Source organism: Streptomyces zhaozhouensis (assembly GCF_900230195.1).
GTDB lineage: Bacteria > Actinomycetota > Actinomycetes > Streptomycetales > Streptomycetaceae > Streptomyces > Streptomyces zhaozhouensis.
Window position 1 is genome coordinate 441,474 of sequence record NZ_OCNE01000002.1, and the last position, 15,435, is coordinate 456,908.

The window sequence follows — 15,435 nt, forward strand, 5'->3', positions numbered from 1 at the left end:
ACACCCATGCCCACTGACCATTCACCAAATTCCCCGGGTGTGGGACGTGGATTGTGCGTTTGTGATGGGCATAAAGCTCACACCAGCTCCGCCAGCCGCTTCCGCGCGGCCGGTGGACCGGTCGGCTCGGGCCGATGGTCGGGAGGTGACGGACCCGACCGCGGCCTTCCCCTGCCGGCGTAATGGGCGACGCCGGCAACCTGGGGCGGCCCCCGGGGTTGCGTTTGGTGGCACGCACTCCCCCCGGGGGCCGCCGCCTATCCCTCCGGGGGCGGCCGGCCCGACCACCCACCTGGCCGGCGCGGCACCGGTGTCGTCCGCGCCCCGCCACACCGCATTCGGACGGTTCCCCGCGCCCCCAAGCCGCCCACCGGCCCCGAAGGAGCGCGGGGAACTGCGCGGGGAACCGCGCGAGCAACCGGGCACCGGGCCGAGGACGACGACAACCCGCCCGGCCCCGAAGCTCCGTGGTCGACAGCGAGTCACTCCACCGTGACGGACTTCGCCAGGTTCCGCGGCTTGTCGATGTCCCGCCCCAGCGCCAACGCCGTGTGGTACGCCAGCAGTTGCAGCGGAATCCCCATCAGGACCGGGTCCAGCTCGGGTTCGTTGCGCGGAACCACCAGCGTCTCGTCGGCCTTCGGCTGCTCCTCGTGGGCGACGGCCAGGATGCGGCCGCTGCGGGCCTTGATCTCCTCCAGTGTGGCGCGGTTCTTCTCCAGCAGCTCGTCGTTGGGGATGATCGCGACCGTCGGGACGGCCGGCTCGATCAGCGCCAGCGGGCCGTGCTTCAGCTCGGAGGCCGGATACGCCTCGGCGTGGATGTAGGAGACCTCCTTCAGCTTGAGCGACGCCTCCTTGGCCACCGGGAAGCCCCGCACCCGGCCGACGAACATCATGCTCCTGGCGTCGGCGAAGTCCTTCGCGAGCCGGGCGATCCGGTCCTCCTCGCGCAGGATCTCCGCGATCTGCGCCGGCAGCCGCCGCAGCCCCTCGATGATCCGCCGGCCGTCCGCGACCGACAGGTCCCTGATCCGCCCCAGGTGCAGTGCCAACAGGGCGAACGCGACGGCCGTGTTGGTGAAGCACTTGGTGGAGACCACGCAGACCTCGGGGCCGGCGTGGACATAGACGCCCCCGTCGGTCTCCCGGGCGATGGCGGAGCCGACGACGTTGACCACCCCGAGCACCATCGCGCCCTTGCGCTTCAGCTCCTGGACGGCGGCGAGGGTGTCGTAGGTCTCGCCGGACTGGCTGGTCGCGATGTAGAGGGTGTCCGGGTCGACCACCGCGTTGCGGTAGCGGAACTCGCTGGCCGGCTCGGCGTCCGCCGGGATGCGGGCCAGCTCCTCGATCATCTGGGCGCCGATCTGGCCGGCGTGGTAGGCGGAGCCGCAGCCGAGGATCTTGACCCGGCGTACGCCGCGCGCCGCCCTGGCGTCGAGGTTGAGCCCCCCGAGGCGCACCGTCGCGAAGCGGTCGTCGATACGGCCGCGCAGCACCCGGTCCACGGCGTCGGGCTGCTCGGCGATCTCCTTGTGCATGTAGGTGTCGTGGCCACCCATGTCGTAGCTCTCCGCCTCCCACTCCACCGTGGTCGGCGCGGCCGCGGTGCGGCTGCCGTCGGTGGTGTAGGTGCGGTAGTCGTCGGCCTTGAGGGTGGCCATCTCGCCGTCGTCCAGGGTGATCACCTGGCGGGTGTGGCTGACCAGCGCCGCCACGTCGGAGGCGACGAACATCTCCTTCTCGCCGATGCCGAGCACCACGGGCGAGCCGTTGCGGGCGACGACGATCCGGTCGGGGAAGGCGGCGTGCAGCACGGCGATGCCGTAGGTGCCCTCGACGTAGCGCAGCGCCTCGCGGACCTTCTCCTCCAGGGTGTCGGCCTGTGCGCGGGAGATCAGGTGGGCGAGCACCTCGGTGTCGGTCTCGGAGGCCAGCGGGATGCCGTCGGCCGACAGCTTGGCGCGCAGCTCGGCGGAGTTGTCGATGATGCCGTTGTGGACGACGGCGACCTCGCCCGCGCCGTCCAGGTGCGGGTGGGCGTTGTCGTCGTTGGGCGCGCCGTGGGTGGCCCAGCGGGTGTGGGCGATGCCGCCGGTGCCGGCGAACCGGGCCGGGATGCGTTCCTCCAGGTCGCGGACGCGGCCGGCGGCCTTGACGGTCTTCAGGCCGCCGTTCTTCCCGCTGCTGTGAATCGCGACGCCGGCGGAGTCGTAGCCCCGGTACTCAAGTCGCTGCAACCCCTCCAGCAGGAGCGGGGCGACATCTCGTTTCCCGATGTATCCGACGATTCCGCACATCCTGGGTTCCTCCTGCTGTCGTGACTCCGGCTGCCCGCGTCCCCCGTCGGCGCCGGGGCGTGGTGACGGCCGTCCGTCATCCGTAGACGATCCGGCGCAACTGCCGCAGCGAGAGCGCCGGCGGGGCCACCGCGCGGTGCGGCAGCTCCTCCGCGACGCGTTCGAAGATCGCCTCGTTGGTCAGGCCCCGGGCGCGTAGCTCCCGGTGCCGCCGCCGGACGAACTCCTCGGTGGTCTCGTCGAAATACGCCAGCACATCGAGGACCACGCGGGCGGCTTCGCCACGCCCGAGGGGGGTGCTGCGCACCAGGTGGTCCACGAGGTCCTCGTGGGGTGATCGACGTTCGGGCACCCCTCGATACTGCGGAGCCGGGGAGGCTTTCGCAACATTCCTGCCCGATATCGGGCAGGGACGTGTCGTAAGTCGCTCGAAGGCAGGCTAGAGCCGGTCGATCATGGCCTTCTTGGCGGCCGCGAACTCCTCGTCGGTGAGCACGCCCGAACGGTGCAACTCCCCCAGCTCGCGCAGCCGCCGCAGGATCGTGTCCTGGTCGCCCGCGACGCCCGCGCCCTCGCCTACCGGCAGCGCGGGGGCTGCCCCCTGCTTGGCCAGCGCGGGGCCGGCCGGCGCCCCCGAGGGGTGCGGCAGCCGGGCCAGCACGGCGGCGGTCAGCAGCGCGGACTCCGCGATGTCCTTGGCCATCCGCAGCCCCCAGAGCACCACGGTGTTGGGGTCGTGCGTCGGCTTCACCGAGGCCGGGGCCACCCCCTTGGGGAGGAAGCGCACAAAGCCGTTCTCCCAGCCGACCGGCGGCGCCCACTGGATCTCGGCCAGGTCGTCGAGGCCGAACACGCGCGGCCCCGCGCTCTTCTTGCTCTCCTCGGCGCCCCAGCCCCAGGTGATCCGCAACTGCTCCCCGTCGAAGGTCGCCTCGCCGTCGGAGCCGTGCAGCGTCAGCGGAACGCTGGGGCCGGGCAGCAGATAGCGGTCGCAGGGCCCGCTGGCCACCTGTTCGAGCAGCAGCGCGTTGCGGATCTCGTCAACCAGGTACTCCGCGACGCCGGAGCGGTTCCGCGCCACCTCCAGCTGGTACGGGTCGGCCGCGTCGGGCAGCCGCCCGCCGGTCGCCTGGACCAGCGGGTCGGCGCCGTGGCGCATCCGCAGCCGCAGCCGTCCGCTCTTGCGCCCGGACTCGTGGGAGACCGACGCCACCGCTTCGAGCGGCACCCGCACCTCGCCGAGGGAGGAGCGCAGCAGATGAACGCCCTTGCCGTGGCCGGGGACGATGCGGAGCGCGTCGCCCTCGAAGTACCACGCGCCGGACGGTTGACTGATCTCTGCCATGGCGACCATGTCCCGATTCTTCCAGCCGGGGCCGCCCGGCGGGACGGGGTGATCCCACGAGGACGGCCCCTCCGCACGCTGGCCGCCCCTGGAGGGAGGGTTCAGGCTGCCTTGAGGTGGCGTGCGATCAGCATCCGCTGTACCTCGCTGGTGCCCTCGCCGATCTCCAGGATCTTGGCGTCCCGCCACATCCGGGCCACCGGGTACTCGTTCATGAAGCCGTAGCCGCCGTGGATCTGGGTGGCCTCGCGGGCGTTGGTCACCGCGTTCTCCGAGGCGTGCAGCTTGGCCATGGCGGCCTCGGTCTTGAACGGCTCACCGGCCAGCAGCCGGGACGCCGCGTCCCGCCAGGCGATGCGCGAGGTGTACGCCCGCGTCGCCATGTCGGCCAGCTTGAACTCGATGGCCTGGTTCTCCCCGATCGGCCGGCCGAAGGCGACCCGTTCGCCGGCGTAGCGGACCGACTCGTCGACGCACCCCTGGGCGAGCCCGGTGGCGAGCGCGGCGATCGCGATCCGGCCCTCGTCCAGGATGCTCAGGAACTGGGCGTAGCCCCGTCCCTCCGCGCCCAGCAGGTGGCTCTCCGGCACCCGCACGTCGGAGAAGGACAACTCGTGGGTGTCGGAGGCGTTCCACCCGACCTTGGAGTAGCCGGGCGCCACGGTCAGCCCCGGGGTGCCGGAGGGCACGATGATGGTGGAGATCCGCGGCGCGCCGTCCGGCTTGCGCCCGGTCACCGCCGTCACCGTGATCAGGCCGGTGATGTCGGTGCCGGAGTTGGTGATGAAGCTCTTGGAGCCGTTGATCACCCACTCCCCGCCGTCCCGCACGGCCGTGGTCCTGGTGCCCGAGGCGTCCGAGCCGCACTCCGGCTCGGTCAGCCCGAACGCCCCCAGCGACTCGCCCGAGCAGAGCGCCGGCAGCCAGCGGCGGCGCTGCTCCTCGGTGCCGAAGCGGAAGATCGGCATGGCCCCCAGCGAGACGCCGGCCTCCAGGGTGATCGCCACCGAGGAGTCGACCCTGGCCAGCTCCTCGATGGCCAGGCACAGCGCGAGGTAGTCGCCGCCCATGCCGCCGTACTCCTCGGGGAAGGGCAGCCCGAAGAGCCCCATCCGCGCCATCTCGCGGACGATGTCGTAGGGGAACTCGTGGCGCTCGTAGAACGCGCCGATCTTGGGCGCGACCACGTCGTGCGCGAACGCCTCGACGGTGCGGCGCAGTTGCTCGTGCTCGGGGCTGAGGCGGTGGTCCAGGGGCATGGGTGGCTCCTTCGCGGGCTTCTCGGGGCTGCTCGCGCCCCTCAGGTCTCCTCGTGGGAGTCGGGAGGCTGCGGGCCGGCGGACGCGGTCAGCGCGGTGACCGTCCTGGAGGGGCTCGGGCGGCCGAGCCGTTCGGCGAGCCAGCGGCTGGTGGCGACCAGCGCGTCGAGGTCGACGCCGGTCTCCACGCCGAGCCCGTCGAGCATCCACAGCAGGTCCTCGGTGGCGAGGTTGCCCGTGGCGCTGCCGGCGAACGGGCAGCCGCCGAGCCCGCCGGCGGAGGCGTCGACGGTGGTGACGCCGTGCTGCAACGCGGTCAGCGTGTTGGCCAGGGCCTGCCCGTAGGTGTCGTGGAAGTGGACGGCGAGCCGGTCGGTGGTCAGCCCGGCGGCGTCGAGCGCGCCCAGCACGTCGACCACCTGCCCCGGGGTCGCGACCCCGATGGTGTCGCCGAGGCTCAGCTCGCCGCAGCCCAACGCGGCCAGCCGGCCGGCGACCTCGGCCACCCGGGCGGGCTGGACGGTGCCCTCCCACGGGTCGCCGAAGCACATCGACAGATAGCCGCGCACCGGGACGCCGGCCGCGTTCGCCCTGGCCACCACCGGCGCGAACATGGCCAGCGACTCCTCGACGGTGCGGTTGAGGTTGGCCCGCGCGAAGGACTCGGTGACGGACGCGAAGACGGCGACCTCGCGGGCGCCGAGCTCCAGGGCGCGGTCGAGGCCGCGCTCGTTGGGCACCAGCACGGGCAGCCGCGCCGGCAGGTCGCTGACCAGCGGGAACAGCTCACCGGCATCGGCGAGTTGGGGCACCCAGCGGGGATGGACGAAGCTGGTGACCTCGACGGTGTCCAGCCCGGCGGCGACCAGTCGGCGCACCAGCTCGGCCTTGACCTCGACGGGCACCACCGCCGACTCGTTCTGGAGGCCGTCGCGCGGGCCCACCTCGTGGACGCGGACCCGGCGGGGCAACGTGCCGAGCGTCATCGTTCCTCCCCCGAGGCCCCGGCGGCGGCCCCCGCGGTCACCGTCGCCAGCGTCTGGTCCATGGCCACCGTGTCGCCGACGGCGACCTCAAGGGCCGTGACCGTGCCGTCGTGCGGCGCGGTGATCGGGTGCTCCATCTTCATCGCCTCCACGACGAGCAGACTCTGACCGGCCGTCACCGCCTCGCCGACGGCCGCCTTGACCACCGTGACCGTGCCGGGCATGGGCGCGGTCAGCGACTCGCCGCCGGAGCCGCCCGCCGTGGCGCGGGAGGCTACCGGGTCGTGGTCGAGAAGCCGCCAGGAGCCGCCGTCGAGACCGAGCCAGCGCCCGCCGGGCACGGGGGCGTGCGTGAAGGTGAACACGCGCCCTCCGCACTCCACCCGCGCCTCGTGCGCGCCGGCGCCCACCAGCCTGGCGGGCGTCCGTTGCCCGTCCCCGACGCGCACGGACTCCCCGGGCGCTCCGGTCACCCACACGGTGACCGGGTCGGCGCCGCCGGCGCGCAGCCGGTGCGGGGTGGCCGCCGGTTCGCCGCCCAGCCGCCATCCTGAGGGCGCGTCGAACGGGTCGGCCCAGCCGGCCGCCCCGGCCGCCGGCGTCCGCTCCGCCTGGCGCAGCAGCGCGGCGGCGGCGTACACCACCTCGGGCACGGCCCCTGGCACCAGGTCGGCCGCATCGGCGTCGACCAGCCCGGTGTGCAGCGCCCCGGAACGGACGTCCGGGTGGTCCAGCAGGGCGCGCAAGAACGCCGTGTTGGTCTCCACACCGAGCACGGTGGTGCGCCGCAGCGCGGCCCGCAGCCGGCGCAGCGCGGTGGGCCGGTCGGGGCCGTGCGCGACGACCTTGGCCAGCAGCGGGTCGTAGTGCGCGCCGACGTCGGTGCCGGTGGCGATCCCGGAGTCCACCCGGACGCCCTCGCCGGCCGGCTCCTCGACCAGCAGCAGCGGCCCGGAGGAGGGCAGGAAGTCCACCCGCCGGTCCTCGCCCGCCCCGCTGACCCTGGCGGTCTCGGCGCAGACCCGGGCCTCCACTGCGTGGCCGGTGAGGGAGATGTCGTCCTGGCCGAACGGCAGCCGCTCGCCGGCGGCGACCCTGAGCTGCCACTCGACCAGGTCGAGCCCGGTCACCAGCTCGGTCACCGGATGCTCCACCTGGAGTCTGGTGTTCATCTCCATGAAGTAGTGCTCGCCGCCGGTCCCGTGACCCGCCACGATGAACTCCACCGTGCCGGCCCCCCGGTACCCGCACGCCTCGGCGGCCCGCACGGCGGCGCGGCCCATCGCCTCCCGCGTCGCCTCGTCCAGCAGCGGGCTGGGCGCCTCCTCGACGATCTTCTGGTGGCGGCGCTGGAGTGAGCACTCCCGCTCGCCGAGGTGCAGCACCCGGCCGGAGCCGTCGGCCAGCACCTGGATCTCGATGTGGCGCGGCCGGTCGATCCACCGTTCGACCAGCAGGGTGTCGTCGCCGAAGGCGGAGCGGGCGGTCCGCCGGGCCGCCTCGATCTCCTCGGCCAGCAGCGCGGCGTCGCGCACCAGCCGCATCCCCTTGCCGCCGCCGCCCGCCGACGGCTTGAGCAGCACCGGCATCCCCAGCTCCCGTGCCACCGCGAGCAGGTCATCGCCGTGCCCGCCGGGCACCACGGGGACGCCGGCCGCGGAGACGGCCTCCTTGGCACGGATCTTGTCGCCCATCACCTCGATCGCCTCGGCGGGCGGCCCCACGAAGGCGAGCCCCGCCCCGGTGACGGCCCGCGCGAAGGCGGCGTTCTCCGCGAGGAAGCCGTACCCGGGGTGCACGGCCCCGGCGCCGGTGCGCTCGGCCGCCTCCAGCAGCCGTTCGACGTGCAGATAGCTGTCGGCGGCCGGCGCCGGGCCGAGCCGCACCGCCACGTCGGCCTCGGCGACATGGCGGGCGCCGGCGTCGGCGTCGCTGTGCACCGCGACCGAGGTGAGGCCGAGGCGGCGCAGGGTGCGGATGATCCGCACCGCGATCTCGCCCCGGTTGGCGACCAGCACCGTGTCGAAGTCGGTGCGCTGGCTGTCCGTTCGGCTCATCGGCTCCCCCTACATCCGGAAGACGCCGAAGCCGGCGTCGCTCAGCGGCGCGTTGGCGCAGGCGGTCAGCGCCAGCCCCAGCACGGTCCGGGTCTCCAACGGGTCGATCACGCCGTCGTCCCAGAGGCGGGCGGTCGCGTAGTAGGCGTCGCCCTGCGTCTCGTAGCGCTCCCTGATCGGCGCGCGGAACGCCGCCTCGTCCTCCGGCGACCACTCCTCACCCGCGGCGGCCAGCTGGTCGCGCTTGACGGTGGCCAGCACCGAGGCGGCCTGCTCGCCGCCCATGACGGAGATCTTGGCCCCCGGCCACATCCACAGGAAGCGCGGCGAGTAGGCCCGGCCGCACATCGAGTAGTTCCCCGCGCCGTAGGAGCCGCCGATGACCACCGTCAGCTTGGGCACCCTGGCGCAGGCCACGGCGGTGACCATCTTGGCGCCGTGCTTGGCGATGCCGCCCGCCTCGTAGGCGCGTCCGACCATGAAGCCGGCGATGTTCTGGAGGAAGAGCAGCGGGATGCCGCGCTGGTCGCAGAGCTGCACGAAGTGCGCGCCCTTCTGCGCCGACTCGGAGAAGAGGATGCCGTTGTTGGCCACCACGCCCACCGGGTGGCCGTGCAGCCGGGCGAAGCCGGTGACCAGGGTCTGGCCGAACTCGGCCTTGAACTCCTGGAACCGCGAGCCGTCCACCAGCCGCGCGATCACCTCCCGCACGTCGTACGGGGTGCGCGGGTCGGCGGGCACCGCGCCGTAGAGGCCGGCGGGGTCCAGCGCGGGCGGCTCGACCGGCTCGACCGACCAGGGCAGCGGCCCCCTGGCGGGAAGGGTGTCGACGATGGTCCGCACGATGCGCAGCGCGTGGGCGTCGTCCTCCGCCAGGTGGTCGGTCACGCCGGAGGCGCGGGAGTGCACCTCGCCGCCGCCCAGCTCCTCGGCGGTGACCTCCTCACCGGTCGCGGCCTTCACCAGCGGCGGACCGCCGAGGAAGATCGTGCCCTGACCGCGCACGATCACCGCCTCGTCGCTCATCGCCGGCACATACGCGCCCCCGGCGGTACAGGAACCGAGCACGGCGGCGATCTGCGGAACGCCCTCGGCGGACATCCGGGCCTGGTGGTAGAAGATCCGGCCGAAGTGGTCCCGGTCCGGGAAGACCTCGTCCTGCATCGGCAGGAAGGCGCCGCCCGAGTCCACCAGGTAGACGCAGGGCAGCCGGTTCTCCCGCGCCACCTCCTGAGCGCGCAGGTGCTTCTTGACCGTCAGCGGGTAGTAGGTGCCGCCCTTCACCGTCGCGTCGTTGGCGACGACCATCACCTCGCGGCCGCTGACCCGGCCGATGCCGGCGATCACCCCGGCGGCCGGCGCCTGCCCGTCGTAGAGCCCGTCGGCGGCCAGCGGGGCCAGTTCGAGAAAGGGCGACCCGGGGTCCAGAAGGGTGTCCACCCGGTCGCGCGGCAGCAGCTTGCCCCGCGCGAGGTGGCGGGCGCGGGCCCGCTCGCCGCCGCCGAGGCGGGCGGCCGCGAGCTTCTCGCGCAGCCGGGCGGCGCGTTCGCGGTGCACCGCCTCGTGCGCCTGGTACGCCTCCGAGGTCGGATCAACGGTGCTGCTGAGCGTCGGTGCCTGCCGCATACCGGTCAGGTTAACGGGCGCTAACCACCGTGTCTACAATACCTTTATGAGCGAGCACGCTTCGTCCGGTTCCTCGACCTCCACGCGGCTCGCGCGCCGCGAGCAGATCCTGCGGGAGGCGTCGAGGCTGTTCGCCGCGCGCGGCTTCCACGGCGTCGGCGTCGACGAGATAGGCGCCGCCGTCGGCATCAGCGGCCCGGCGCTCTACCGGCACTTCGCCGGCAAGGACGCCATGCTGACCGAGCTGCTGGTCGGCATCTCCACCCGGCTGCGGGACGGCGGCCGGCAGCGGGTCGCCGAGGCGGAGGCGGCCGGCGAACCGCCACGCGCCGCCCTGGACGCGCTGGTCGCCGGGCACATCGACTTCGCCCTCGACGACCGCGACCTGATCACCCTCCACGACCGCGAGCTGGACCGGCTGCGCGAGGACGACCGCCGCCAGGTGCGCCAGCTCCAGCGGCAGTACCTGGAGCTGTGGGTCGAGGTGGTGCGCGGGGTCTACCCCTCGCTCCCGCCCGCACGCGCCCGCGCCTGCGTCCACGCCGTCTTCGGGCTGCTCAACGCCACCCGCCGGCTCTCCCGCCCCACCGCGCTGCCCGACCGCGACGAGACGGCCCGGCTGCTGCACCGCATGGCCCTGGGCGCCTTCGCCGCGGCCGACGCCGAGCAGCCCCGGTGAACGCGCCGGCGCGCGTGCCGGTGAACGCGCGAGGGGGCGCGCCCGCCACCGGGCACGCCCCACCGTCGTCCGCTCGCCGCGCCCAACGCCTTCAGGCCGTCAACTCCTGGGCCAGCGCGTCCCGCAGCCGCGCCGCCCGCTCGGCCACCTCGGCCGGGCCCAGCTCCATCGCGCGGGCGCACCACGCGCCGCCCTCGGTCAGGTCGCCGCGCCGGGAGGCCAGCAGCGCCAGCCGCAGCGCCGCCCGGCCGTGCCCGGCCTCGGCCGCGCGCCGCCACCACAGCGCCGCCTCCGGCTCGCTGCCCTCGCGGGCCAGCAGCAGCCCCAGGTTGAACGCGCCGTTGCGGCTGCCGGCCTCCGCCGACTCCCGGTACCAGCGCGCCGCGGTGACCACGTCGTCCCTGGCCGCCGCGCACATGCCCAGCCGCACCTGCGCCCGCCGGTGGCCCTGCTCGGCCGCCCGCTCGTACCAGTGCTCGCACTCCGCCGGCTCGGCGCCCTGCTCCGGGGCACCGTGGATCCGCTCCAGCAGCACCGCCAGCCGGAACGCGCCCTCGACGCTGCCGCCCTCGGCCGCCTGCCGCAGCCACTTCTGCGCGCGGCCCAGCTCGGTGCCGCCCGCCGTCGACCGCAGCAGCCCGACGGCCAACTGCAACGCCGCCTCCGCGTGCCCGGCCTCGGCCGCCCTGCGGTACCACCGCCCGGCGGCCTCCTCCTGGCCACGTCCGGCGTAGAGGATGCCCAGGTTGAACGCGGCGTCCACACTGCCCGCCTCGGCCGCCTTGGAGAACCACGGCTCGGCGCCGTCCGCGTCGCCCCGCTGCAACAGCAGCACGGCCAGCGCGTTGGCCGCCTCGCGATGGCCCGCGTAGGCCGCCCTGCGGTACCACTGCTCGGCCTGGGCCGTGCGCCCCTGACCCGCGCTCAACAGCGCCAGGTTGAACGCGCCGTTGATGTCCCCCGCCTCGACCGCCGCCCGGTACCAGCGCTGCGCCTCCTGCCGCTCACCGCGCCGCGCGTACAGCGCGCCGAGGGCGTTGGCCGCCGGGCCCTCGCCCTCGCGCGCGGCCACCCGCCACCAGGTCTCGGCGCCGTCCTCGTCGCCCGAGTCGTGCAGCAGAAAGCCCAACGCGCCGGCCGCCCGCGCCTCGCCGGCCTCGGCCGCCTCCAGATACCAGCGCCCGGCCTCCGCGCTCTCGCCGCGCCGCTCAAGCAGCGCGCCCAGCCGCAGCGCGGCCCGCCGGTGCCCGCGCGCCGCCGCCTGCCGGAACCACGGCTCGCCGGCCGCCTCCTCGCGCTCGGCCAGCACACAGCCGTGCCGGTAGGCGCCCTCCCGGTGACCGGCCTCGGCCGCCGCCAGGAACCAGCGCGCCGCCTCGGCGTTACCCCGGTGGTCCAGCAGGTCGCCCAGCGCGTAGGCGCCCGAGGCGTGCCCGGACTCCGCCGCCTGGCGCAGCCAGAACTCGGCCGTCACCTCGTCACCGCGCTCGCGGCAGTACCGCCCCAGCGCGTGCGCGGCCGGCGCCGAACCCGCCACCGCCGCGATCCGCCACCACTCGGCCGCCTCGTGGGCGCGCCCCGACTGGTGCAGCAGGACCCCCAGGTTGTTGGCGGCCGACCGCTCCCCGTCCACCGCCGCCTCCCGCAACGGCGTCTCGGCCCCGTCCAGGTCGCCGAGACGCAGCAGCCGCGCGCCCTCCTGAGCGGCGGCTCGACTGCTCTCGAACCCGGCCTTGTCCCCCATAAGGTCCATAGTCGCACCACCCGAAACCTGCGTACACCTGGTATACCGCGCCCCGTGAAGTCACTTCGACGTTTTGTCGACTTCCCGATATGGATACACCCAAACACCGTCGCCGGTGGGGAGTTATCGAGATTCGTCACGCAGTATGGCCCCTGCCACCGACAACTCCGGCCAGCACTACACCTGTACGAACGCCGAACAACGCCCCGGGGTTGACGTTCCCCCCGCCCGCGGGTCCCACCCCTCCCGTCCGCACCTCGGAACACGGCCGTCACGAGGCATCCGGGATGCACGGTCCTGGACACCGCGGAAGAAGGCCGGAAAACGCCGGGGCCCGGCGCCGTCACACGGCACCGGGCCCCGCGGGAGAACTCCCGGAGGACGTGTTCAACGTCCCCTGCTGGGCTAGGAGTTGGCGTCGGGAGACGGCTCCTCTTCGGGCGGCGTCTCCTCCTCCTCGTTGCGCGCCGGGTCCTGGTCGCTCATCTGCGCCAGGGCCTCCTCCAGTCGCGCCTGGGCCTCGCCGAAGGCCTCCCAGTCGCCGTCCTGAAGCGCCTGCTCGCTGTCCTCCCAGGCCTGCTGGGCCTCCTCGATGGACTCCTGAACGGTCGCCTCGCCGTCCGGCGGCTGCTCCTCCTCACCCTCATCGGGGGGTGGTGTCTCCTCCGGGTCCTCACCGGATTCGGTGACCCCGAAGACGACGTCCAACGCCTCCTCAAGAGTGTCCTCGAAGGCCGTGCGTTCGCCGTAGGTCACCAGCACCCGCCGCAGCAGCGGGTAGTTGGTGCCGGCACCGCGCACGTAGACCGGCTCGACGTAGAGCAGACCACCCTCCAGTGGCACGGTCAGCAGGTTGCCGTACTCCACCTCGGAGTCACCTCTGGAGAGCAGGTTGATGCTCTCGGCGATCTCCGGATCGGAGTTGAACCGGCTCTGCACCTGCTGTGGACCCCAGACCGTCGTGTTGGACGGCAGGGTCAGGATTCTCATCTTGCCGTAGTCGTCGCTTCTCGCGTCCGCCTCGACCGCCATGTACGCCGCGAGCGTGTCGCGGTTGAGTGGCGTGAACGTGGTCGTCAGCGAGAAGACCTGCTCGTCCTGGTCCGGCATCTTCATGCTCAGGTAGTACGGCGGCACCGTCTGGCCCTGGTGCGTCGGGTCGTCGGGGACGGCCCACCGCTCGGAACCGGAGTAGAACTGGCCCGCGTTGTCCACGTGGTAGCGCTGGAGCAGCTCACGCTGGACCTTGAAGAGGTCCTGCGGGTACCGCAGGTGGTCCATCAGCTCGTCGCTGATCTCCTCCCGGTCCTGCACGGTGCCGGGGAACGCGCTGCGCCAGGTCTTCAGGACCGGGTCCTCGGTGTCCCACTCGTACATCTCCACCGCGCCCGAGTAGGCGTCGACGGTGGCCTTCACCGAGTTCCTGATGTAGTTGACGTTGTTCTCCTGGGCGATGACCTCGCCCTGGTTCTCCGTCAACGACGTCTCGGTGACGTCCCCGAGCGTGGTGCGCGAGGAGTACGGGTAGCCGTTGGTCGTGGTGTAGGCGTCCACGATCCACTGGATGCGGCCGTCCACCACCGCCGGGTACGGGTCGCCGTCGATGGTCAGCCAGGGCGCCACCGCCTCGACCCGCTCCTTGGGCGTCCGGTTGTAGAGGATCCGCGAGCCCTCGCCGATGGCCCCCGAGTAGAGGATCTGCGGCTCGCCCATCGTCAGGGCGTAGGCGGCGCGGTTGAAGTAGTTGTCCAGGTTGACGCCGGCGTCGCCCGAGTAGCTGTACTCGACCTCGCCGTCCTCGCCCGCGTAGTCGATCTCCTGCTGCGGGCCGCCCACGATCGAGTACTGGGTGGTGTACTCGCCGAAGTAGACGCGCGGCTCGTAGTCGCCGAGGTCGCCCTCGGGCGGCAGGTCGCGCTCCAGGAAGTCCGGCTGGCCGTTGGAGAGGATGTCGGTGCCGCTCGCGGCCACCATGCCGAAGCCGTGGGTGTACCGGAAGTGGTCGTTGATCCAGTTCCGCTCGGGAGCGTTGTTGACGTTCATCTCCCGCAGGCCCACCACGGTGTCCTGCTCCGAGTCGTCGATCGAGTAGCGGTCGACGTCCAGCGTGGGCGAGAACTGGTAGTAGCCCCGGACCTGCTGGATCTGCTGGAACGCGGGCGAGACGACGCTCGGGTCGAGCAGGCGGATGCTGGCGGTGTCGGAGACCGAGTTCCGCAGCTCCTCCGCCTCCGCCTCGCTACTGCCCGAGTAGTCCTCGACTTGTGCGTCCGCGATGTCGTACGCCTGGGTCGTCGACTCCATGTGCTTCTGGATGTACGGAGTCTCCTTGGCCTGCTCGTTCGGCTTGACCTGGAACTGCTGGACGAGCGCCGGGTAGACGCCGCCGATCAGGACCGCCGAGAGGACCATCAGGCCGAGACCGATGACCGGCAGCTGCCAGCCGCGGCGCCACAGGGTGGCGAAGAAGAGCACCGCGCAGATCGCCGCGATGATCGCCAGGATCGTCTTCGCCGGCAGATACGCGTTGGCGTCGACGTACCGCAGACCGGTCCAGCCCTCGTTGTCCCGGAAGTCACCGCTCTTCAACGCCAGCCCGTACCGGTCGAACCAGTACGCGACCGCCTTCAGCGCCACGAAGAGGCCGACCAGCACCGACAGGTGGCCGGTCGCCGACTGGGTGATCCGGCTGCCGGGGGTGGTCAGCCGGATGCCGCCGTAGAGGTAGTGGGTGAGCGCGGCGGCCAGCGCCGAGAGCACCACGACCGCGAAGCCGAAGCCCAGCAGGAAGCGGTAGAAGGGGTAGTCGAACGCGAAGAACGACACGTCCTTGTTGAACTGCGGGTCGGTGACCCCGAACGACTCGCCGTTGATCCACTGAAGCCAGGTGCGCCACTGGCTGGAGGCGGAGCCGCCCGCGATCAGGCCGATGACCACCGCGACCGCCAGCACCACCCACTTCTTGAAGGGGGCGATGCTCATCCGGTAGCGGTCCAGGTTCTGCTGCTCCATGGACATCGCGCTCAGCGGCGGCCTGAGCCGGTGCGCCAGCCAGATGTTGAAGCCGACCGCGACGGCCATCAGCACGCCGAAGACGGTGAACATCACGGCCCGGGTGAACATCTGGGTGCGGTACACGCTCGTGTAGTCCACCGAGCGGTACCACAGCCAGTCCGTCCAGAACCCCGCGAACATGGCGAACAGGATCGCCAACGCGGCCAGGATCGCCGCCGTGATCAGCAGCGACCTGGCCCCTCGGGACGGGCGGCCGACGCTGAACCTGGGCCCTCCCGGGCCTCTTGGTCCTCTGGGTCCGTTCGGACCGTTGGGGCGGCCCGAGCCCGAGCCCCGGTCCGGCATCTGGAAAGCCAAGGTGCGCACCTCAAAGATTCGCGGGATCTGAAGCCGGGCCAGTCCACAGAACGGCCCACTGAAC

At 72.8% G+C, this 15,435-nt stretch carries 10 protein-coding genes; 1 reads left to right on the forward strand and 9 read right to left on the reverse strand.

Annotation, left to right across the window (positions count from 1 at the left end; translation table 11 throughout):
- Positions 1 to 482: 482 nt before the first annotated feature.
- The 7 genes from glmS to CRP51_RS05180 form a co-directional block, all read right to left on the reverse strand.
- Positions 483 to 2,303 (reverse strand): glutamine--fructose-6-phosphate transaminase (isomerizing), encoded by a 1,821-nt coding sequence (gene glmS, locus CRP51_RS05150; RefSeq protein WP_097229762.1) that lies wholly within the window; start codon positions 2,301 to 2,303, stop codon positions 483 to 485.
- 76 nt (positions 2,304 to 2,379) lie between these two features.
- Positions 2,380 to 2,655 (reverse strand): hypothetical protein, encoded by a 276-nt coding sequence (locus CRP51_RS05155; protein WP_097229763.1) that lies wholly within the window; start codon positions 2,653 to 2,655, stop codon positions 2,380 to 2,382.
- Positions 2,656 to 2,742: 87 nt separating this feature from the next.
- Positions 2,743 to 3,648: a DUF4429 domain-containing protein gene (locus CRP51_RS05160; RefSeq protein WP_097229911.1), complete on the reverse strand. Its 906-nt coding sequence runs from the start codon at positions 3,646 to 3,648 to the stop codon at positions 2,743 to 2,745.
- A gap of 101 nt (positions 3,649 to 3,749) precedes the next feature.
- On the reverse strand, positions 3,750 to 4,907 hold the full coding sequence (locus CRP51_RS05165; RefSeq protein WP_097229764.1) for an acyl-CoA dehydrogenase family protein: 1,158 nt from the start codon (positions 4,905 to 4,907) through the stop codon (positions 3,750 to 3,752).
- 41 nt (positions 4,908 to 4,948) lie between these two features.
- Positions 4,949 to 5,893, reverse strand: a complete 945-nt coding sequence (locus tag CRP51_RS05170; protein ID WP_097229765.1) for a hydroxymethylglutaryl-CoA lyase — start codon at positions 5,891 to 5,893, stop codon at positions 4,949 to 4,951.
- Positions 5,890 to 7,950: an acetyl/propionyl/methylcrotonyl-CoA carboxylase subunit alpha gene (locus tag CRP51_RS05175; protein ID WP_097229766.1), complete on the reverse strand. Its 2,061-nt coding sequence runs from the start codon at positions 7,948 to 7,950 to the stop codon at positions 5,890 to 5,892. The genes CRP51_RS05170 and CRP51_RS05175 overlap by 4 nt, the downstream gene beginning before the upstream one ends.
- A gap of 9 nt (positions 7,951 to 7,959) precedes the next feature.
- Positions 7,960 to 9,576: a carboxyl transferase domain-containing protein gene (locus CRP51_RS05180; protein ID WP_097229767.1), complete on the reverse strand. Its 1,617-nt coding sequence runs from the start codon at positions 9,574 to 9,576 to the stop codon at positions 7,960 to 7,962.
- 46 nt (positions 9,577 to 9,622) lie between these two features.
- Here CRP51_RS05180 and CRP51_RS05185 point away from each other — a divergent pair, with 46 nt between their 5' ends.
- Complete coding sequence (locus CRP51_RS05185; protein ID WP_097229768.1) at positions 9,623 to 10,255, forward strand: SACE_7040 family transcriptional regulator; 633 nt, start codon at positions 9,623 to 9,625, stop codon at positions 10,253 to 10,255.
- Positions 10,256 to 10,346: 91 nt separating this feature from the next.
- Here CRP51_RS05185 and CRP51_RS05190 read toward each other — a convergent pair whose 3' ends face one another.
- Together CRP51_RS05190 and CRP51_RS05195 are read right to left on the reverse strand one after the other, a co-directional pair.
- Positions 10,347 to 11,999: a tetratricopeptide repeat protein gene (locus CRP51_RS05190; RefSeq protein ID WP_097229769.1), complete on the reverse strand. Its 1,653-nt coding sequence runs from the start codon at positions 11,997 to 11,999 to the stop codon at positions 10,347 to 10,349.
- Between the two features lie 405 nt (positions 12,000 to 12,404).
- A complete protein-coding gene (locus CRP51_RS05195) occupies positions 12,405 to 15,359 on the reverse strand; it encodes a UPF0182 family membrane protein (RefSeq protein WP_170970440.1) in 2,955 nt (984 codons plus the stop codon).
- Positions 15,360 to 15,435: the final 76 nt, after the last annotated feature.